The sequence below is a fragment of the Nonomuraea sp. NPDC049758 genome, assembly GCF_040674635.1.
Lineage (GTDB): Bacteria > Actinomycetota > Actinomycetes > Streptosporangiales > Streptosporangiaceae > Nonomuraea.
In genome coordinates this window covers 102114-121514 of record NZ_JBFAMZ010000010.1, presented here as the reverse complement: position 1 = coordinate 121514, position 19401 = coordinate 102114, and the positions used below count along the sequence as shown (strand labels likewise).

16 protein-coding genes are annotated in these 19401 nt (G+C 72.8%); 12 read left to right on the top strand and 4 right to left on the bottom strand.

The genetic code is table 11. The annotated features are described in order from the left end of the window. Positions 1 to 21: 21 nt before the first annotated feature. Positions 22 to 1023, bottom strand: a complete 1002-nt coding sequence (locus tag AB0J46_RS26370) for an LLM class F420-dependent oxidoreductase (RefSeq protein ID WP_364336358.1) — start codon at positions 1021 to 1023, stop codon at positions 22 to 24. A gap of 74 nt (positions 1024 to 1097) precedes the next feature. Here AB0J46_RS26370 and AB0J46_RS26365 point away from each other — a divergent pair, with 74 nt between their 5' ends. After that, positions 1098 to 2528: a sulfatase gene (locus AB0J46_RS26365; protein ID WP_364336356.1), complete on the top strand. Its 1431-nt coding sequence runs from the start codon at positions 1098 to 1100 to the stop codon at positions 2526 to 2528. Here AB0J46_RS26365 and AB0J46_RS26360 read toward each other — a convergent pair. Next, positions 2522 to 3202, bottom strand: coding sequence for an FCD domain-containing protein (locus AB0J46_RS26360; RefSeq protein ID WP_364336354.1), 681 nt, complete (start codon positions 3200 to 3202; stop codon positions 2522 to 2524). The two genes, AB0J46_RS26365 and AB0J46_RS26360, sit on opposite strands and share 7 nt — an antisense overlap. A gap of 84 nt (positions 3203 to 3286) precedes the next feature. Here AB0J46_RS26360 and AB0J46_RS26355 point away from each other — a divergent pair, with 84 nt between their 5' ends. Genes AB0J46_RS26355 through AB0J46_RS26345 form a run of 3 tightly spaced genes read left to right on the top strand, consistent with a single transcriptional unit; the run spans position 3287 to position 5986 of the window. After that, positions 3287 to 4018: a (Fe-S)-binding protein gene (locus tag AB0J46_RS26355; RefSeq protein WP_352322455.1), complete on the top strand. Its 732-nt coding sequence runs from the start codon at positions 3287 to 3289 to the stop codon at positions 4016 to 4018. Then, on the top strand, positions 4015 to 5412 hold the full coding sequence (locus AB0J46_RS26350; RefSeq protein ID WP_364336352.1) for a lactate utilization protein B: 1398 nt from the start codon (positions 4015 to 4017) through the stop codon (positions 5410 to 5412). The genes AB0J46_RS26355 and AB0J46_RS26350 overlap by 4 nt, the downstream gene beginning before the upstream one ends. After that, the gene (locus AB0J46_RS26345; protein ID WP_364336350.1) at positions 5399 to 5986 is read left to right on the top strand and encodes an LUD domain-containing protein; all 588 of its coding nucleotides are present in this window, start codon (positions 5399 to 5401) and stop codon (positions 5984 to 5986) included. The genes AB0J46_RS26350 and AB0J46_RS26345 overlap by 14 nt, the downstream gene beginning before the upstream one ends. Positions 5987 to 6078: 92 nt before the next feature. Here AB0J46_RS26345 and AB0J46_RS26340 read toward each other — a convergent pair whose 3' ends face one another. Continuing rightward, positions 6079 to 7089: a Vms1/Ankzf1 family peptidyl-tRNA hydrolase gene (locus AB0J46_RS26340; RefSeq protein WP_364336348.1), complete on the bottom strand. Its 1011-nt coding sequence runs from the start codon at positions 7087 to 7089 to the stop codon at positions 6079 to 6081. 3 nt (positions 7090 to 7092) lie between these two features. Continuing rightward, entirely contained in the window at positions 7093 to 7500 is a 408-nt protein-coding gene (locus AB0J46_RS26335) for a DUF2795 domain-containing protein (protein ID WP_358294801.1), read from the bottom strand. Between the two features lie 76 nt (positions 7501 to 7576). Here AB0J46_RS26335 and AB0J46_RS26330 point away from each other — a divergent pair, with 76 nt between their 5' ends. From AB0J46_RS26330 to AB0J46_RS26295, 8 genes are all read left to right on the top strand, one after another. Continuing rightward, entirely contained in the window at positions 7577 to 8665 is a 1089-nt protein-coding gene (locus AB0J46_RS26330; protein WP_364336346.1) for a GNAT family N-acetyltransferase, read from the top strand. Positions 8666 to 8746: 81 nt separating this feature from the next. Next, complete coding sequence (locus tag AB0J46_RS26325) at positions 8747 to 9922, top strand: SAM-dependent methyltransferase (RefSeq protein ID WP_364336345.1); 1176 nt, start codon at positions 8747 to 8749, stop codon at positions 9920 to 9922. 66 nt (positions 9923 to 9988) lie between these two features. Further along, complete coding sequence (locus AB0J46_RS26320) at positions 9989 to 10834, top strand: sirohydrochlorin chelatase (RefSeq protein WP_364336343.1); 846 nt, start codon at positions 9989 to 9991, stop codon at positions 10832 to 10834. Positions 10835 to 10870: 36 nt separating this feature from the next. Next, positions 10871 to 11944 carry a nicotinate-nucleotide--dimethylbenzimidazole phosphoribosyltransferase gene (gene cobT / locus AB0J46_RS26315; RefSeq protein ID WP_364336341.1) on the top strand — a complete coding sequence of 358 codons (1074 nt, stop codon included), beginning with the start codon at positions 10871 to 10873 and terminating at the stop codon, positions 11942 to 11944. A 55-nt stretch (positions 11945 to 11999) separates the two neighbouring features. Continuing rightward, positions 12000 to 12995, top strand: coding sequence for an agmatinase (gene speB / locus AB0J46_RS26310; protein ID WP_358294793.1), 996 nt, complete (start codon positions 12000 to 12002; stop codon positions 12993 to 12995). Positions 12996 to 13074: 79 nt separating this feature from the next. After that, the gene (cobA, locus tag AB0J46_RS26305) at positions 13075 to 14307 is read left to right on the top strand and encodes a uroporphyrinogen-III C-methyltransferase (RefSeq protein WP_352322447.1); all 1233 of its coding nucleotides are present in this window, start codon (positions 13075 to 13077) and stop codon (positions 14305 to 14307) included. Positions 14308 to 15101: 794 nt separating this feature from the next. Then, complete coding sequence (locus tag AB0J46_RS26300; RefSeq protein WP_364336339.1) at positions 15102 to 17642, top strand: GTPase; 2541 nt, start codon at positions 15102 to 15104, stop codon at positions 17640 to 17642. After that, complete coding sequence (locus tag AB0J46_RS26295; protein ID WP_364336337.1) at positions 17639 to 19264, top strand: YfjP family GTPase; 1626 nt, start codon at positions 17639 to 17641, stop codon at positions 19262 to 19264. The genes AB0J46_RS26300 and AB0J46_RS26295 overlap by 4 nt, the downstream gene beginning before the upstream one ends. The last annotated feature ends 137 nt before the right edge of the window (positions 19265 to 19401 follow it).

Genomic DNA, 19401 nt, shown 5'->3' with positions numbered 1-19401 from the left:
CACGGGTCAGCTCAGCACGGATCAGCCGAGCACGAGGTCGCGGACCGTGCGCAGCGACTGCTCGTCGCGCGGTCCCATCACCAGCAGGCTGGTGACCGGGCTCTTGTGCCACAGTTCGAGCCGTTCCCTGATCCGGCCGGGCGGGCCGACGAGCGAGATGCCGTCGGCCAGCTCGTCGGGGATCGCCCGGAACGCCTCGTCCTTGCGGCCGGCCAGGTAGAGCGCCTGGATGTGCTCGGCCGCCGCGGCGAAGCCCATGCGGCCGATGATGTCGGCGTGGAAGTTGCGCTGCTTGGCGCCCATGCCGCCGATGTAGAGCGTGAGCATCATCTTGACGCCGTCGAGGGCGGCCCTGACGTCGTCGGAGATGACGACCATCACCATGGCGGCGATCTCGAAGCCGGGGTCGCGGCCCGCCAGCGCGTCGCCGTACATCTCCTCGATCTTGCCGGGGAAGGCGAACAGCGGCAGCCAGCCCTGCGCGACCTCGGCGGCCAGGGCGACGTTCTTCGGGCCCTCAGCGCCGAGGTAGACGGGGATGTCGCGGCGCAGCGGGTGGGTGATGAGCTTGAGCGGCTTGCCCAGGCCGCCCGCCAGGGGCAGCGGGTAGTGCTCGCCGTCGCTGGTCACGGGCTCCTCGCGGCGCCACACGCGGCGCATGATCTCGACGTACTCGCGGGTCCTGGCCAGGGGCCTGGCGAACGGCTGCCCGTACCAGCCCTCCACGACCTGCGGGCCGGAGGCGCCGATGCCGAGCAGCAGCCGGCCGCCGGTCAGGTGGTCGAGCGTCATCGCGGTCATCGCGGTCGTGACCGGCGGGCGGGCCGAGATCTGCGCCACCGACGTGCCCAGCTTGATCCGGCTCGTACGCGCCCCGTACCAGGCCAGCGGGGTGAAGACGTCACTGCCGTACGCCTCGGCGGTCCACACCGAGTCGTAGCCGAGGCGTTCGGCGGCGAGGACGGTCTCCGTGGCGTCGTCGGCGTCGCGCTGCCAGTAACCGAGGTTCAGGCCGAGCTTCATACGCACCTCCGGAATAAAGTTCCATTACCGAGGGCGCAGTGTCAATGCGTGATCAGCCGGGGAGATCAGACATTGTGCTCAAGAGTCTCTGCCGTCTCTTCTGCCTGCTGCTCCTGCTGTCGCCGGCGGCCGAGCCGACGATGGCCGTGAGCGCCTCGCGGCCGAACATCGTGTTCGTGATGGCCGACGACCTGGAGAGCGGCACGCTGCCCCACTTCCCGGCCATCAACTCGGAGCTGGTGGCGAAGGGCACCTCCTTCAGCCGGTTCTTCGTGACGAACTCCTGGTGCTGCCCCTCGCGCACGTCGATCCTGCGCTCCCAGTACGTCCACAGCCACGGCGTCCTGACCAACACCGCCCCCGAAGGGGGGTTCGACCGCTTCCATTCCCTCGATCTGGAACGTTCCACGATCGGCACCTGGATGCAGCAGGCCGGCTACCGCACCGCGCTGATGGGCAAGTTCCTCAACCACTATCCCGGCGCCACCGCCGACGCCGCCTACGTGCCGCCCGGCTGGGACGAATGGGACGTCCCGGTCCGCAAGCTCTACGAGGAGTACGGCTACCGCCTCAACGAGAACGGCGACCTGTACGACTACGGCTGGTCGGAGGAGGACTACCTGTCCGACGTGCTGGCCGACAAGGCCCGCGACTTCATCACCGGGGCCGACGAGCCGTTCTTCCTCTACCTGACGCCCATCGGCCCGCACAACCCGGCCAACCCGGCGGTCCGGCACGTCGCCGACCTCCCCGAGGTCACCGCGCCGCGCACGCCGTCGTTCAACCAGGCCGAAGTGAGCAAGGAGCCGCTGTGGCTGCGCTCCCTGCCCTCGCTGACGCAGGAGGACATCGACCGGGTCGACGAGCGCCACCGCAGGCGGCTGCGGTCGATGCTGGGGGTCGACGACCTGGTCCGGTCGGTGATCGAGGCGCTGCAGGCGTCCGGCAAGCTCGACAACACCTACATCATCTTCACCTCCGACAACGGCTTCCATCTCGGCACGCATCGGCTTCCCCAGGGCAAGACGACGCCGTTCGAGGAGGCGATCAAGGTTCCGTTCGTGGTGCGCGGGCCGGGGATCCGGGCGGGGGCCACGATCGGGCAGCTCGGCGCGACCGTGGACATCGCGCCGACGATCGCCGAGCTGGGCGGGGCCGCCGTGCCGGCGTTCAGCGAGGGGCGCTCGCTGGTGCCGCTGCTGCGCGGCAGCCCGCCCGCCCAGTGGCGCAAGAACGTGCTGGTCGAGTTCAACAGGCCGGTCAACCGGTCGTCGGCGGCCCAGACCCCGGTGCCCTCCTACCAGGCGCTGCGCACCGAGCGTTACACCTACGTCAGGTACGACACGGGGGAGCGGCAGCTCTACGACCTGGCCGCCGACCCGTACCAGCTCGACAACCTCGCGGCCACCGCCGAGCCGGCGCTGCTGGCCGACCTCGACGCCCGGCTCCAGGCGATGCGAGCCTGCTCGGGGGCGGGGTGCCGGGAGGCCGACGCGCGTCAGTGACCGGGGAACAGGGCGGGGTAGGCGTGCGCCAGGTGGTCGGTCACCGCCCGCTGGGCCTCCTCCGGGTCGCCCGCCGCGATGGCCGCGCGGATGCGCTCGTGGTCGGCGCGCAGCACGGACGGGTCGCCGAGGCGTTCGACCGCTTCGATGGCATTCCTGCGCATCGCGTCCCGGAGTGAGCGCATGATGGCGGCGATGAGCCGGTTGCCCGAGGCGTCCGCGATCGCGCAGTGGAAGGCGGTGTCGTGCTCCACGAACTCCTCGGCCGTGGCCGCCCGGTCCATGCCCTCGATCGCGGCGGCCAGCTCCGCCGTGCCGGCTCGGGTCGCCGCCGCGTGCGCGGCCGACCAGCGTTCGATCATCAGCCGGGCGTCCACGACCTCGCGCTGCTCCAGGGTGGCCAGGCCGAGGTTGAGCCGGAGCAGGTCGGTGAGCGCCGTGTCGGGCCGCGAGGTCAGCACGGCTCCCGCGTCCGGACCCCGTCCCACCTGCGAGGACACCACGCCCAGGGTCTCCAGGACGCGCAGCGCCTCCCGCACGGACGAGCGGCCGACGCCCAGTTGCTCGGCGAGCTGGCGTTCGCCGGGCAGCCGGTCGCCCACGGTCAGGCCGTCCTCGGCGATGCGCCGTTCGATCTGGGCGAGCACGTCCTCGAACGCCCGTGTGCGTTTCACCGATGCCTCCCCGGTGCTGGCCCGGAACAGTGTGGTTGGGTATGGTCTGACCATACAGTGGTCGGACCATTCGTTGGGAGAGTCGTGCGAGTCGCCCTGTTCATCACGTGCGTGAACGACACGCTCTTCCCGGGCACCGGCAAGGCCGTCGTGTCGCTGCTGCGCAGGCTGGGCTGCGACGTGGACTTCCCCGTCGCCCAGACGTGCTGCGGGCAGATGCACGTCAACACCGGTTACCGGGCGGAGGGCGTGCGGCTGGCCAGGAAGTTCACCGAGGTGTTCGCCGGGTACGACGCCGTCGTGGCGCCGTCCGGGTCGTGCGCGGCCATGGTGCGCGAGCAGTACCCGAAGCTGGTGCGGCCGGGCAGCAGGGGCGCGGCGGCCGTGGCCGAGGTCGTGCCCAAGGTGTACGAGCTGAGCGAGTTCCTGCTGGACGTCCTGAAAGTCGACGACGTTGGAGCATATTTCCCGCACCGGGTGACATATCACCCGACGTGCCATTCGCTGCGCGGGCTGCACCTGGGCGACCGGCCCACCCGGCTGCTGCGGAAGGTCCGAGGTCTGGAGCTCGTGCCGCTGCCCGGCGCGGAGGAGTGCTGCGGCTTCGGCGGCACGTTCGCGGTCAAGAACCCGGCGGTGTCGGCCGCCATGGGGGCCGACAAGGTGCGCGGCATCCTCGACACGGGCGCCGAGGTCATCTGCGCGGCCGACAACTCGTGCCTGATGCACATCGGCGGCACCCTGAGCCGTCAGAAGACGGGGGTCAGGACGATGCACCTGGCGGAGATCCTCGCAGCCACGGAGGAGACCCGATGAGCGCGACTTTCCTCGGCATGCCCGGAAATTTCCCGAAAAATGCGGCGAAAGCCGTGGAGGACTCGCAACTGCGGTTCAACCTCCGGAAAGCCACTCACACCATTCGCGGCAAGCGCGCCGGCGTCGTCGGCGAGCTGCCCGACTGGGCCGAGCTGCGCGCGGCCGGCAAGGCCGTCAAGGATCACACGCTCCGCCACCTCGACCGCTACCTGCTCCAGCTGGAGGAGGCCGTCCGGCGGGCGGGCGGCACCGTCCACTGGGCCAGGGACGCCGAGGAGGCCAACCGCATCGTCGGCGACCTGGTCGCGGCCACCGGCGAGACCGAGGTGGTCAAGGTCAAGTCGATGGCCACCCAGGAGATCGGGCTCAACGAGGCGCTGGCCCGGCGTGGCATCACCGCGTACGAGACGGACCTGGCCGAGCTGATCGTGCAGCTCGGGGACGACTTCCCCAGCCACATCCTGGTCCCCGCGATCCACCGCAACCGCTCGGAGATCCGCGAGATCTTCCTCGACCGCATGCCCGGCGTGCCCGACGGCCTCACCGACGAGCCGCCCGCCCTGGCCGAGGCCGCCCGGCTCCACCTGCGCGAACGTTTCCTCCGGAGCAAGGTCGCCGTCTCCGGGGCGAACTTCATGATCGCCGAGACCGGCACGCTGGTCGTGCTGGAGTCGGAGGGCAACGGCCGCATGTGCCTGACCCTCCCCGAGACGCTCATCAGCGTCGTCGGCATCGAGAAGCTGCTGCCGACCTGGCGGGATCTGGAGGTCTTCCTCCAGCTTCTTCCGCGCAGCTCCACAGGTGAGCGGATGAATCCGTACACCAGCACGTGGACCGGCGCCACCGAGGGCCAGGACTTCCACCTGGTGCTGCTCGACAACGGCCGCACCGACGTGCTCGCCGACGAGGTGGGCCGCCAGGCACTGCGCTGCATCCGCTGCTCGGCCTGCCTGAACGTGTGCCCGGTCTACGAACGCGCGGGCGGCCACGCGTACGGCTCGGTCTATCCCGGGCCGATCGGGGCCATCCTCACCCCGCAGCTCAGGGGCATGTCCTCGGACCTGGACGCCTCGCTGCCGTTCGCCTCCAGCCTGTGCGGGGCCTGCCTGGAGGTCTGCCCGGTGGCCATCGACATCCCCGAGGTGCTGGTGGACCTGCGGGCCAGGGCGCCGCACGCGGCGGCCGAGCGCGCGGGCATGAAGGCCGCCGGCTGGGTGCTGAACGACCAGGCCCGGCTGGCCAGGGCGCAGCGGCTGGCCGCCCGGCTGCGCAGGCTGGTGCCCAAGCGGCGGCTGCCCGGCCCGCTGGCGGCCTGGACCGACACCCGGGACGTGCCCGACATCCCGGAAGAATCCTTCAGAGACTGGTGGGAGCGGAACGATGGGCGCGCGTGAGGAGATCCTGGCCAAGGTCAGGAAGGCGGTCGCGGACGCGCCCGAGACGGAGGTCGCCCGGCACTACCGCATCCGCCCGGACGTGGACGACGTGGTGGGCCTGTTCGCCGAGCGGGTGCGCGACTACCGGGCCGTCGTGCACGTGCTGCCCGACGCGGACGTGCCCGGCAAGCTGGCCGAGCTGGCCGCCGGCCGCCGCATGATCGTCCCGGACGGCTTCGCCTGGGCGGCCCCGAGCAGCCCGGACGCCGGCACCGACCGGCGCTGGGACACCCTCGACGCCGCCGACGGGGTGATCACCGGCTGCGCGGTGGCCATAGCCGAGACCGGGACCATCGTCCTCGACCACGGGCCCGGTCAGGGCGCCAGGGCGCAGACGCTGATCCCCGACCACCACGTGTGCGTGGTGCGCGCCGGCCAGATCGTCGCGGGCGTGCCCGAGGGGGTGGCCAGGCTCGACCCGGCCCGCCCGCTCACCTGGATCAGCGGCCCGTCGGCGACCAGCGACATCGAGCTGAACCGGGTCGAGGGCGTGCACGGCCCCCGGACCCTCGAAGTGATCATCAGCACCTGAGCGCCGGCGCCGCGTGGCGGGCCGTCGGCACCCGGCGCCGCAGCGACGGCGCGGGTCGTCAGTACCTGGCGCCGCAGCGACGGCGTGGGTCGTCAGTACCTGAGCACGGCCGCCACGTCCTGCACGTCGTCGGTGAACCACAGTTCGGCGTCCGTCATGGCGGCGGCCCTGACCACGGCCGAGTCCGCGCGCTCCTCGACGGGCTGCTCGACGCCCCAGCGCCGCAGCTCGCCCTGGTCGGTGGAGAGCTGGGTGCCGCCCTCGCCGGTCCACACGGTCCGGTCGAGCTGGGCGGGCATGAGCACCGCGTGCACCCTGCCCTCGCGCAGGGCGTGCGCGACCTGGGACAGGCCGGCCGGGCCCGAGGACTCGCGGTGGCGGTCGAGCAGCTCGGCGCGGCGGCGTTCGAGCCAGTCGTCCAGCGCGCGCTCGACGTCGGCCTCGAACTGGCCGTGGTCGGAGCGGCTGCCGTGCTCGACCATCATCACCCGGTCGGCGGACTTGGTGCTGAGGTGTTGCAGCAGGTAGGAGCGTGACTTCGGCTCGCCGGCCACGATGATCAGCTCGGCGCCGATCCTGCGGACCTGCTCGTCGATCTCGCGGGCGACGGCGACTGCGTTCTTCTCCCACGTCTCCTCGGCGCCCCGCTCGTACCGCTTCTGCGACCAGCCGCCCTGGGCGGTCTTCTGCAGCGGCCAGTCGGCCGCCGCCACGGTGGTCGTGCGCGGCGCGCCGCCGCCGAACACCGACAGCTCGGCCCCGGCGTGGTCCACGATGACGCGCAGGTGCGGCACGTTCTCGCCGCGCTGCCTCAGCATCGGCGTGACGTGCGGCAGCGGCGACACGGTCGCCATCTCGTACGGCGCCCGCGACAGCGGCTCGGCCAGCACCACCGCGCCGTGCGTGGCGAACAGCGCCTGGCCGGGCGACGGCCGGTTGGCGGCCACCTCCAGGGCGTCGATGGTCTCGGGGTCGGTCCCGTCGAGCTGGTCACGCACGCTGTGCCAGTGCGTCTCCCGCTGCGGCTCGGTGAGCGCGCCCAGATAGACCGACGCGTACGGGCCCCGCCGCTCGTACAGCGGCCTGATGAAGTCGAGACGCACAGGTCACCACCTCCGCTCTTCGATGCCGAGGCCGAGCGCCTTGGCCACGTCGGCGATGTTCACAAAACGGCGGTCGGGAAGGGATCGCACCATGTCGGCCACCTGGTCGGGAGCGTCCACGTCCTCGGCGTGCTGGAGCAGGTCGTCCTTGGAGGCGGGCCAAGGGGTGTCGCTGAGCCATTTGGCCAGGTCGCTGCGGATGTCGACGCCGCGCTGGGTGATGCCTTGGGGGGTGCCGGGCTCGTGTCCCGGGGGGTACGACTGCCCTGACTCCTCGCCGGGGCCGGGCATGGACTCGGTCTCCTTCCACTCCTCGGCGTGCGTGCTGCCGCCGCCGCGGACCATGCCCTCGGTCTCGTGCTTCTGCTGATCGTCCAGGCGCGGACCGTGTTTGTCGCTCCCACGTTCCATAGTTCCCTCACTCCTCTCGAATCGGCCCCTACCCCCGCTTTCGTGGGCAAACATCGTGAGTGTGTAGGGTGCGCACGTGTTCGATCCCGATGCGCGCATCGCCGCCGGACGGCTCGTGCTCCGGCCGTTCGACCCCCGTGACGCCGCCCGCGTGCGGTCGGTGGTGGAGACGGTGGAGCCCGGGGACCGCTTCCTCCCGCCGGGCGCGCCCGTCCACGCCTCCGGCGTCGGCCAGTGGCTCGCGCACGGCGTGCACGAGCTGTACCGCTCGCAGCAGGGCCTGCACCTGGCCATGACCGAGGCCGACGACCGCATCGTGGGCGCCATCAGCCTGTTCAGGACGTCGTGGACGGCGGGCACCACCGAGGTCGGCTACGGCGTCCACCCGACGTACCGGGGCCGCGGCTACGCCACCGAGGCCGTGCGCGCCCTGACCGCCTGGGTGTTCGCCACCACCGCCCTGCGCAGGGTGGACCTCACCGCGAACCTGGACAACCCGGCCTCCCTGCGCGTCGCGCTGAAAGCCGGCTTCACCTGGGAAGGCGTGCTGCGCGCCGCCGTGCTGGAGGAGGACGGCCCGCACGACCTGGTCGTCCTCGGCCTGCTGCGCGAGGACTCCGGCGAGCCCGCGCCCGCCCTGCCGAAGACCGAGCTGCGCACGCCCCGGCTGCTGCTGCGGCAGCCCGTCCTCGCCGACGTGCCCGGCCTGGCCGCCACCGGCGCCGACCCGCTCACCCAGGCCAGGACCGGCGTCCCCCGCGACTACACCGAGGAGCACGCCCGCGCGTTCGTCGGCATCTGCGAACGGATGCGGATGAGGGGCGCGGGCATCGCGTTCACCGTGGAGGAGTTCACCACCACCCGTTTCGTGGCCAACGTGGACCTCAGGGACCTCGACTGGCACAACCGTACGGCCGAGGTCGGCTACATGACCGCGCCCTGGGCCCGCGGCCGGGGCTACGCGGGCGAGGCCGTGACCGCGATCGCCCGCTGGCTGTTCGAGCGCCACGGCTTCCGCCGGCTGCAACTGCGGGCCGCGGTGGCGAACCCGGCCTCGCAACGCGTGGCGGAGAAGGCCGGCTTCACCCGCGAGGGCGTGGCCCGGGCCGCGCTCGACGGCGAGGACCTGGTCGTCTACAGCCTGGTCCCGTCCGACCTGGCCTGAGGACACAGCGGACTGGCCTGCCCGGCCCATGGTGAAACCCGGCCGGAACCGTCACCCTGGGGATGAGGACGGTGAGGCTGAATGATCACGGTTGTCGGCTGGGACGGGATCGAGCTGCCGGCCGGGGCCGCGGGCAGGCTGCGTGAGGCGGAGCTCGTCGTGGGCCCCGCCGCCATTCTCGGCCGGCTCGGGCTCGACGGACGCGCCGCGGACGACGGCGACGTGCTCCAGGCCCTCGACGGCCATCTCGGGCCGGACCGGGGCCCGGCCGTCGTGGTCGCCGAGGGCGATCCCGGCTTCTTCGGAGTCGTCCGCACATTACGGGCGCATGGCCTGCGGCCGGACGTCCTGCCGGCCACCTCGCTGATCAGCCGCGCCTTCGCCTGCGCCGGGCTCAACTGGGAGGACGCCCTCGTCGTCGCCCCCTCCGGCCCCGGCCGGCTCGCCCGCGTGGTGAACGCCTGCCGCGCCCATCCCAAGGTCGCGCTGCTCGTCGCGCCCGGCGTCGGCCCCGCCGAGATCGCCAGGGAGCTGGCGCCGACCACGCCGCGCGCCCTGATCGTCTGCGAGGACCTGGGCGGCCCGGGACAGCGCGTCACGCACAGCCGCATGGGCGAGGCCACCACCCGGCCGTGGAAGGACCCCGACGTGGTCCTCGTCATCGACCCGCTGCACCGGCCCGGGCAGCCGGGCTGGGTGGCCGGGGCGCAACCCGGCCCGGCGGAGTGGGCGCTGCCGTGGGAGAGCGGGCTGCCCGCCGAGGTGCGGGCGTTCGTCCTGGCCAAGCTGGGTCCCCGGCTCGGCGACCTGGTCTGGGACGTCGGCGCGGGCGAGGGCGGGATCGCCGTCGAGTGCGCCAGGCTGGGCGCGGCCGTCGTGGCGGTCGAACGCGACGAGTCAGCCTGCGCGCGGCTGCGTGCCAACGTGCTGGCCCACGGCGTCAAGGTCGCCCTGACCAGGGGGCACGCGCCCGCCGCGCTCGAACCGCTGCCCGACCCCGACGCCGTCTTCGTCGGCGGGGGCGGCGACGACGTGGTCGCGGCGTGCGCCGCCCGCGGCCCCCGCGCGCTGGTGTGCCCGCTCGGCACGGCCGAGCGGGCGGTGGCCGTGCTGGAGCTGCTGCGCGAGCTCGGCTACCGTGGCGAGGGCACGCGGATCCAGGCGTCCGCGCTGACGCCCGGCGCCGGCGGTTCCCACCGTCTGACCGCGGCCGATGCCGTCTTCGTCGTGCACGCCAGGCCCGCGCACGCAGCGTGACCTGTCCCCCACGGGCACGTATCGGTTATCCTCGCGTGACTTTGTCTACGCACCGGAGATCCCTCAATGAAGCCGCCGCTCCTGCTGATCGGGCAGGGCTCGAACGATGACGCCTACGCCGCGGAGTTCGGCAGGTTCGTCCACCGGCTGCGCTGCCGCCTCGACCACACGGCCGTCGACGTCTCCGGCGGCTATCTGGAACGCGCCACGCCGCGCCTGAGCGACTCCGTGGCGTCCCTGATGGCGCGCGGCCACCACCGTCTCGTCGCGCTGCCGCTCAGTCTCAGCAAGGTGGATGCGGAGTTCCCCGCCGCGATGGCGCTCGAACAGCAGCGCCACCCCACCCTCATGTACGACTACGGCCGCCCCCTCGGCCCCGACCCGCGCGTGCTGGCGCTGCTGGCCGACCGGCTCGGCGAGGCCGCCGCCGAGATGGCCAGGCCGCGCCCCCTGGAGCTGGTCGGCGCCCGGCCCCGGCTGCGCGCCGTCGACACCCCGGCCTTCGACGACGTCCCCGGCCAGATCGAGCCGGGTGAGACGGCGGTCGTGCTGGTCGGCGAGGGCTCGACCGACGCCGCCGCCAACGCCGAGGTCCACCGGGTGTCGCGGCTGTTCTGGGAGACGCACGCCTACGACTACATGACGGTCGAGACCGCGTTCGTCTCGGTGACGCCGCCCGGCGTGCCCGGCGGGCTCGAACGCTGCCGCCGGCTGGGCGCCAAGCGGGTGATCGTGGTGCCGTACCTGCTGTTCGCGGGCGGCCTGCTGGAGCGCGTGTGGGCCCAGGCCCTGGCGTACGGCGCGGGCCACCCCGACCTCGACATCCGCTGCGCCGAGGTGATCGGCGACTGCGAGACGCTGGCCGACGTCGTGATCGACCGGTACGAGGAAGCGCTCCAGCTCGTCCACTGACGCTCCAGTTCGTTCACTACGTGTCACCAAGTGGAGGTGTCCGTGCTCGCCGAGACCCTGGCGGCCATCCGTCCCGCCGACCCCGAGGCGCTCGCCGAGGCCCGCGCCCACCAGGACCGGCTCACCAAGCCGCGCGGCGCGCTCGGGGCTCTGGAGGAGGTGGCCGTACGCCTGGCGGGCGCGTCCGGCGTCTGCCCGCCGCCCATGCCCGAGCCGGCCGCCCTGGCCATCTTCGCGGCCGACCACGGCGTGCACGCGCGCGGCGTCAGCCCGTGGCCGCAGGAGGTCACGACGCAGATGGTCGCCAACTTCCTGGCCGGCGGAGCGGTCGCCAACGCCTTCGCCGCCCAGGTGGGCGCGTCCGTGACGGTGGTGGACGTCGGCGTCGCCACCGACCTGCCCGACGCTCCCGACCTGGTCAAGCGCAAGGTCGCGTACGGCACCGCCGACCTGTCGCGCGGCCCTGCCATGAGCGTCGACCAGGCCGTCAGGGCGCTGGAGGCGGGCATCGCCGTGGCACAGGAGCTGATCGACGGGGGCGCCCGCTGCCTGATCACCGGCGACATGGGCATCGCCAACACCACCGCCTCGGCCGCGCTGATCGCGGTGTTCACCGGCAAGGACCCGGCCGAGGTGACCGGCAGGGGCACCGGGATCGACGACGCGACCTACGACCACAAGGTGGAGGTCGTCCGGGCGGCGTTGCGGGTGAACGGCCTGCCCGGCGGCACCGGGCCGAGCGACGCCCTGCGCGCGCTGGCCGCCGTGGGCGGCTTCGAGCACGCGGCCATCGCGGGCTTCGTGCTGTGCGGCGCGGCGAACCGGGTGCCGGTGATCCTCGACGGCGTCATCGCCGGCTCGGCCGCCCTGGTCGCCGCCGCCCTCGACCCCCACGTCAGCGGTCACTGCGTGGCCGGCCACCGCTCGGCCGAGCCCGGCCACGCCGCCGCGCTCGACCACCTCGGGCTGCGCCCGCTGGTGGACCTGGAGCTGCGGCTCGGCGAGGGCACCGGTGGCCTGCTCGCGCACCCGCTGGTGTGCGCGGCCGTACGGGTGATGCACGAGGTCGCGACGTTCGACTCGGCGGGGGTCACGGAAAAGCCCGTGTGATGATGGGGGACACTCGAAACAGCACGTGAGGTGAGCAGTGTCCCGGTACGGTCCCATGTTCGGCCCTGACATCACGTTCCTCGGCGTGGACCGCTGCGACGTCGCGGACCCGGCCAGTTACGCCGGCGCCGACGTGGTGATCATCGGTGCACCCTTCGACGGGGGCACCTCCAACCGGCCGGGCGCCAGGTTCGGGCCGATGGCGCTGCGCCAGACCTGCTACCTGCCGCACAACGGGTCCCGTCCGAGCCTGGCCCTGCGCGTCGACGCCCTGCGCGACCTGCGGGTGCTCGACGCGGGCGACGTCGAGTGCTACTCCGGCGATGTCGAGGGCTCGCTGGCCGCCATCGAGGACGCGGTGCACCGGATCGCCTCCTCCGGCGCCGTGCCGGTGGTGCTCGGCGGCGACCACACCGTCGCGCTGCCGGACGCGCGGGGCACCGCCAGGGCGTACGAGCCGGGCCGCACCTCGATGATCCACTTCGACGCGCACGCCGACACCGGCGACATCGAGTTCGGCCACCTGCACGGGCACGGCCAGCCGATGCGGCGGCTCATCGAGTCCGGCGCCATCCGGGGCGACCGGTTCCTGCAGATCGGGCTGCGCGGCTACTGGCCCGAGCCCGAGACGCTCGACTGGATGGCGGCGCAGCGCATGCGCTCGTACGAGATGACCGAGATCGTGACGCGCGGGCTGGAGGAGTGCCTGACGGAGTCGTTCGGGATCGCGCTCGACGAGTGCGACCAGGTCTTCCTGTCCGTGGACATCGACGTCTGCGACCCCGGGCACGCCCCCGGCACCGGCACGCCCGAGCCCGGCGGCCTGTCGGCCAGGCAGCTCCTCGACGCCGTGCGCCGGATCTGCTACGAACTGCCCGTGGCCGGGATGGAGGTGGTCGAGGTGTCGCCGCCGTACGACCACGCCGACATCACCGCGTTCCTCGGGAACCGCGTTATTCTTGAGGCACTCTCGGCCATGGCCAGACGCCGCAAAGACGCTCAGGGCGGGCCACGCTGGGACCCGTCGCAGCCTCTTCTTGACGGCCGTTGAGCCATGCGCAGCGAACGACGCACGGTGAGCCGGTAGGTTTACCTCCAAACACATCCTTCGCGAACGGGAGATTCCCCCCATGGGTCCCTACCTCCTCGGCCTGCGGCTTTCCGGCCGCCGGGTGCTCGTCGTGGGCGGCGGCCGCGTCGCGCAGCGGCGCGTCCCCGCGCTGCTCGAGGCCGGTGCGGAGGTCACCGTGGTGTCCCCGGCCGTCACCCCGGCCCTCGACGACCTGATCGCGACGGGCCGGGTCACCTGGCACGCGCGGCCGTACGAGGTGGGCGACTGCGACGGCGCCTGGCTCGTGCAGGCGTGCACCGACGTCAGGTCCGTCAACGCCGCGGTCGCCGCCGAGGCCGAGGCCAAGCGGGTGTGGTGCGTGCGCGCCGACGACCGCGACGCCTCCGCCGCCTGGACCCCGGCCTCCGGCCGGGTCGACGAGATCAGCGTCGCCGTCACCGCGGGCGGCGACCCGCGCCGGGCCGCGGGCATCCGCGACGCGGTCGTCGGCGCGCTGCGCGACGGCACGGTCGACGCCCGCCGCAACCGCACCAAGCCCGTCGGCGTGGCCCTGGTCGGCGGCGGCCCCGGCGACCCCGGCCTGATCACCGTGCGCGGGCGGCAGCTCCTCGCCCAGGCCGACGTGGTGGTGGCCGACCGGCTCGCGCCCCGGGCGCTGCTCGACGAGCTCGCCCCCGACGTCGAGCTGATCGACGCCGCCAAGGTGCCCTACGGCAGGTCGCTGTCCCAGGAGAAGATCAACGAGCTGCTGGTCGACCGGGCCAGGCAGGGCAAGTTCGTCGTCCGGCTCAAGGGCGGCGACCCGTTCGTGTTCGGGCGCGGCGGCGAGGAGATGATCGCCTGCGCCCAGGCCGGCATCCCCGTGCTCGTCGTCCCCGGCATCACCAGCGCCGTCGCGGTCCCGGCCGCGGCCGGGGTGCCGGTGACGCATCGCGGGGTGAGCCAGGAGTTCCACGTCGTCTCCGTGCACGTCGCGCCCGACCACCCGGCCTCCACCGTCGACTGGCCCGCCCTGGCCCGATCCCAGGGCACGCTGGTGCTCATGATGGCCGTCGAACGGCTGCCGAAGGTGGCCGAGGCGCTGCTTCGAGACGGACGTGCGCCGGAGACTCCCGTAATGGTGGTACAGGACGGTACCCTTCCGACCCAGCGGGCGGTAATCGCACCGCTTTCCACCGTGGCCGACCGCGTGTCCGCGGCTGGGATACGGCCTCCGGCGATCGTCATCGTCGGCGACGTCGTGCGGGTCGGCCAGGAGGTCGAGATGGTTCGAGCGGAGCGCTTGCCGTGAACACCGCCATGGATGACGGGCGGCACGAGTCGCTGGGGGAGCAGACGTTGAGCTTCCGCCCGGTGACGGACGACGACCTGCCCGATTCCCGGCCCCCCGCACCCTCACCACCTGCCGCCCCCCCAGGCCCGCCACCCGTCACCCCCTCCGGCTCGCCGCCCGCGGCTCCCGCAGGCTCGCCGTCCGTGGCTTCCTCGGGTCCGCCGTCTGCGGCTTCCGGGGGGCCGTCGTCCTCGGGAGAGCCGTCGACCTCGGCTGCCCGGCCATCGCTCTTCCAGCCGACGGCGCGCGCCGACGAGCCCGTCCTCCCTCGGCGGCCCACCGCCCCGCGGCTCCCGGCTGCTTCGCAGGAGCCCTCCGCCGGCACGGACGAGCCCGGCCCGTCCACGGGGCCCAGCCTCTTCACGCCGTCCCGTCCGGCCGACCGTCCGAGCCTGTTCACCCCGGCCCGCGCCGCCGACCCGCGTGAGGGGAACGAGACACGTCCGAGGCCCGCTGCCTTCTGGGAACGAGCCCCCCAGGAACCGGACACCGCCCCGTCCCCGGAGACCGAGCCGACGCCCGCGACCCCGAACACCACCGCCGCCGACAGCGGAGAGGCGCCTTCCGACGCCGGGCACGCGCCGCCCCCGGCAACCGCCGCCCCTGACGCCGACGCCGACGCCGACGCCGGGAACTCTGCTCATGCCGATGCCGGCTCGGAGGGCGACGACACTCCCCGGCCTGATGACGATCCCGCTCCTGAAGCCGAGGCGGCGCTCTCCGCGGAAGGCGACGGCGACCCCAGCGAGGCGATGGACGCTGACGACAACCGCACCGTCGCCGACACTGACGCTGACGCCGACCCCAGCGACATCGCCACCTCCGTGGCCACCGAAGACGCCATCGGCTTCGACGCCTTCTCCCCGGTCGCCGATGTCCCCGCCGGCGCCGACGTCCGGAACCGTGCTCATGCCGATGCCGACTTGGAGGGCGACGACACTCCCCGGCCTGATGACGATCCCGCTCCTGAAGCCGAAGCGGCGCTCCTAGCGGAAGGCGACGGCGACCCCAGCGAGGCGATGGACGCTGACGACAGCCGCGCCGACGCTGACGCCGCCCCCAACGACACCGCCGCCTCCGTGGCCACCGATGACAGCACCGGCTTCGACGCCTTCTCTCCGGCCTCCGATGTCCCCGCCGGCGCTGACTACCCCACCGACCCGGGAGACCTGACGGAGGAGGAACCCGACTCCGAGGCCGACGCCGAGGAGTTCGCGTCCACCGTTGAGACCGATGACGCCGACCGGGCCGCCGACGATCGCTCCGACGCCGTAGACAACAGCGGCGAGACCGTCCCCAACGTCGACCCGAACACCGAGGCGGACACCGACACGGGTGCCACCGCCCAGATCGACGACGAATCCGACGACCCCACCGACACCGCCCCGGACACCGAAGTCGGTCAGGACATCCACCCCGATGCGGATGCCGCCGTCCAGGCGAACGCCGAAACCGAAGCCGAAACCGACGACCACTCCGACGCGGACACCGACAGCGACGCCGACGCGAACGCCGACGCCGAGGGCGACGCGGACACCGACACCGACACCGACACCGACGGCGACGCTGACGCTGACGCTGAGGACGATGCGGAGACCGACGCCGTAGCGGAGCTGGAAGGCGCGTCAGAGGAAGGGCCGCGGGTCGAGGAGTTGCCGGCCGAGGTCGTCGAGGCGATGACGTCGGCGCTGAGCGCGTTGCGCGAAAGCGTGTCCGACCTGCGCTTCAGCCTCGACCTGCCGGGAGCCGACGAGGCCAGGCAGGCGCGGGCCGACCTGCTGGCCCAGCTGGAGAACTACGTCCTGCCCAGGGTGCGTACCAACACGGCCCCCGCGCTGATCGTGATCGCCGGCTCCACCGGCGCGGGCAAGTCCACCCTGGTCAACTCCCTGGCCGAGCGGAACATCTCCCGCACCGGAGTGCGCCGCCCGACCACCGGCACGCCCATCCTGGCCTGCCACCCCGACGACCGGAAGTGGTTCGCGGAGGGCGAGCTGCTCGGCGGCCTCGAACGGCTGGACCGGCCCTCGCCCGACAGCGAGACGAGCGGCCTGGTCGTCGTGACGACCGAGAAGCTTCCGCAGGGCGTCGCGCTGCTGGACACCCCCGACATCGACTCGGTCGTCGAGGAGCACCACGAGATCGCCCACCGCATGCTCGACGCCGCCGACCTGTGGATCTTCGTGACCACGGCCGCCCGCTACGCCGACGCGCCCGCGTGGAGCCTCCTGCGCCTGGCCAAGGAGCGCGGCGCCCGTCTGGCCATCGTGTTGTCGCGGGTGCAGCCCCGGTCGGCCGACGTCGTGCTCAAGCATTTCGTCCGCATGCTGACCGAATACGGCCTGGGCGACATCGACCGGTTCGTGATCCACGAGGCGACGGTGACCGACGGCAGGCTGCCCGACAGCGAGGTCACCGACCTGCGCATGTGGCTGGCCGAGCTCTCGGTCGACGAGGCGCGCCGCGCGCAGGCCGTGCAGGAGACCCTGAACGGGGTGCTCAACAGCTTCCGCACCCGCGTGCCCGCGCTGGCCAGGCATCTGGAGGGCCAGGCGGCGTTCCGCGCCGAGCTGCGCAGCGACGTCGAGGCCGCCTACCTGGGCGCGCTGGCCGAGATCGACAAGGCGTCCAAGAACGGCTCGCTGCTGCACGGCGAGGTGCTGGCCCGCTGGCAGGACTTCGCGGGCTCCGGCGACCTCATGCGCTCGCTGCAGTTCGGCAAGAGCGGCAAGGCGGGCAGGCAGACGCCCGAGCGGGTGACGGCGTTCAAGGCGGCGATCCGGGCCGGGCTGGAGTCGGTGATCGTCGCCGCGGCCAACCGCGCCGCCGAGGAGGTGGTCGCGCGCTGGCGGCACCGCTCGGAGCTGGGCGCCAAGCTCGCCGACGGGCTCGACCGCCCGTCGGACAACCTGCTGCGGCACGCCGGGCGCGCCATCGCGTCCTGGCAGGACCACCTGAACGAGCTCGTACGCACCGAGGGCGTGACCAAGCGCTCGGTGTCCAAGCTCGTCTCGTTCGATCCCGACGCGCTATCCCTGATCTTCACGGTCGCCATGTTCAGCGGCGGCGACGGGTCGGGCGTGCCGCACCGGCTCGTCAACGCGCTGCTCGGCGCGGAGTCGCTGCGCGGCATCGGCGCCAAGGCGCTCAGTGACCTGCGAGCCAGGATCGGCATGCTGTTCGACGAGGAATCCATGCGTTACGTACACGCTCTCGACTCGGCGGGCATCCCGGACGAGTCCGTCGCGACCCGCCTCTACCAGGCGACGTACAACCTTGAGGTCGCCCGATGACGACGACCACGCCCCCGAGGGCGGGCCTCGCGCCCAGGTTGTCCGCGCTCAACAAGGTGGTGGAGCTCGGTCCCGGGCGGCTCGACCAGAAACTGCTCACCGAGGCCGGCGCGCTGCTGACGCGGGCCGGCGACCGGCTCAAGCTGTCGTCCGAGCACACCGTGGTCGCTCTCGCGGGCGGCACCGGCAGCGGCAAGTCGTCCCTGTTCAACGCCATTTCGGGGCTTGAGCTGTCGCCCACCGGCGTACGCCGTCCGACGACGGCCCGTACCCACGCCTGTGTGTGGGGGCTGGAGGGCTCGGCGCCGCTGCTCGACTGGCTGCAGATCCAGCCGCGCCACCGCTTCTCCCGTACCAGCGCGCTCGACAAGGGCGACAGCCAGCTCCACGGGCTGATCCTGCTCGACCTGCCCGACCACGACTCGATCCGGGCGCTCAGCGACAACGAGGCCGACCGGCTCATCGGGCTGGCCGACCTGGTGGTGTGGGTGCTCGACCCGCAGAAGTACGCCGACGCCTCCACCCACCGGCGCTACGTGACCGAGCTGGCCGGGCACGACGCGGTGACCGTGTTCGCGCTCAACCAGGCCGACAGGCTCTCCGCCGCGGAGCTGGCCGAGCTGGTCATCGACCTCAACGACCTGCTGCGCCGGGAAGGCGTCGAGCATCCCAGCGTCGTACCCACCTCGGCCGTCACCGGGCGCGGCGTAGAGAGCCTCAAGAGCGTGATCGCGACCGCCGTCGGCCGCCGCCGCGCCGCCATCCAGAAGCTGGAGGCCGACCTCCAGCGGATGGAGCAGCGGCTCGGCGAGGCCATGCCGCTCGGCGACGCGCTGCTCGTGCCGTCGTCGGTCGACGAGGCGCGCAGGATGGGGCTCACCGATGCGCTCTGCGACGCGATCGGCGTCCCGGCCGTCGGCGAGGCCATGGAGAACGTCTACGCCGAGCGTTCCAGCCAGTGGGTCGGCTGGCCGTATCCGCGGTGGTTCGCCAAGTTCCGTCCGGATCCGTTGAAGAGCCTGCGTCTCGAAGACGTCGGCGACGAGATCCGGGGCATCACGACCGGCTCGGTGAGCGCGCACTCCGCCGAGGTGGCCAACGCCGTGCAGGCGCTCACCGACGGGCTGTCGGCCGGGATGGACCCGGTGTGGCGGACCGCGGTGCAACAGGCCGCGCGCTCGCACGCGTCCCGGCTGCCGAAGGCGCTGACCGAGGAGCTCACGGAGGTGGCGCCGCGCCTCGACCGGGTGCCCGGCTGGTGGCGGCTGCTCAAGGTCTGGCAGTACCTGCTGGTGGTGGCGTTCGTGGCCGGGGTGGTGTGGCTGGTGGCCGGGCTGACCGTGCCCGCGCAACTGCCCGCGACCCTGCAACTGGTCGGCGACGGCGCGGCGCTGCCGTGGGTGGCGCTCATGATGGCCTCCGTACTGGGGTTGGGCGCGTTGTCGGGCATCGCCTCGCGCAACTTCGTGGAGCTGGGGGCCTCGCGGGAGCGGGAACGTCTGGAGCGGGAGATGCGCCGCAGGGTGTCGACGGTGTCGGCGAAGATGGTGGTGGAGCCGGTCGAACGCGAGCTCGGCCGCCACCACGCCTTCTACACGGCCCTGCGCGACCTCTCGGGCTGATCCCCCCTCTTCTCGTACGCCTCCTGCACGACCGGCCTTCGTCCACAGCCGCCCTGCCTCGCCGTCCCTTGACCACAGAACGGCGTTCGCCCCCGCCCCACCCCGCCTGCTTCAGGCACCGTGTTCCCAGGTCGCGG

Coding starts and splice junctions, on each gene's coding strand:
- AB0J46_RS26370 (WP_364336358.1), bottom strand. CDS start 1,023: ATGAAGCTCGGCCTGAACCTCGGTTACTGGCAGCGCGACGCCGACGAC.
- AB0J46_RS26350 (WP_364336352.1), top strand. CDS start 4,015: ATGAGCGCGACTTTCCTCGGCATGCCCGGAAATTTCCCGAAAAATGCG.
- AB0J46_RS26345 (WP_364336350.1), top strand. CDS start 5,399: ATGGGCGCGCGTGAGGAGATCCTGGCCAAGGTCAGGAAGGCGGTCGCG.
- AB0J46_RS26335 (WP_358294801.1), bottom strand. CDS start 7,500: ATGGAACGTGGGAGCGACAAACACGGTCCGCGCCTGGACGATCAGCAG.
- AB0J46_RS26325 (WP_364336345.1), top strand. CDS start 8,747: ATGATCACGGTTGTCGGCTGGGACGGGATCGAGCTGCCGGCCGGGGCC.
- AB0J46_RS26320 (WP_364336343.1), top strand. CDS start 9,989: ATGAAGCCGCCGCTCCTGCTGATCGGGCAGGGCTCGAACGATGACGCC.
- speB (WP_358294793.1), top strand. CDS start 12,000: ATGTTCGGCCCTGACATCACGTTCCTCGGCGTGGACCGCTGCGACGTC.
- cobA (WP_352322447.1), top strand. CDS start 13,075: ATGGGTCCCTACCTCCTCGGCCTGCGGCTTTCCGGCCGCCGGGTGCTC.
- AB0J46_RS26300 (WP_364336339.1), top strand. CDS start 15,102: ATGGACGCTGACGACAACCGCACCGTCGCCGACACTGACGCTGACGCC.
- AB0J46_RS26295 (WP_364336337.1), top strand. CDS start 17,639: ATGACGACGACCACGCCCCCGAGGGCGGGCCTCGCGCCCAGGTTGTCC.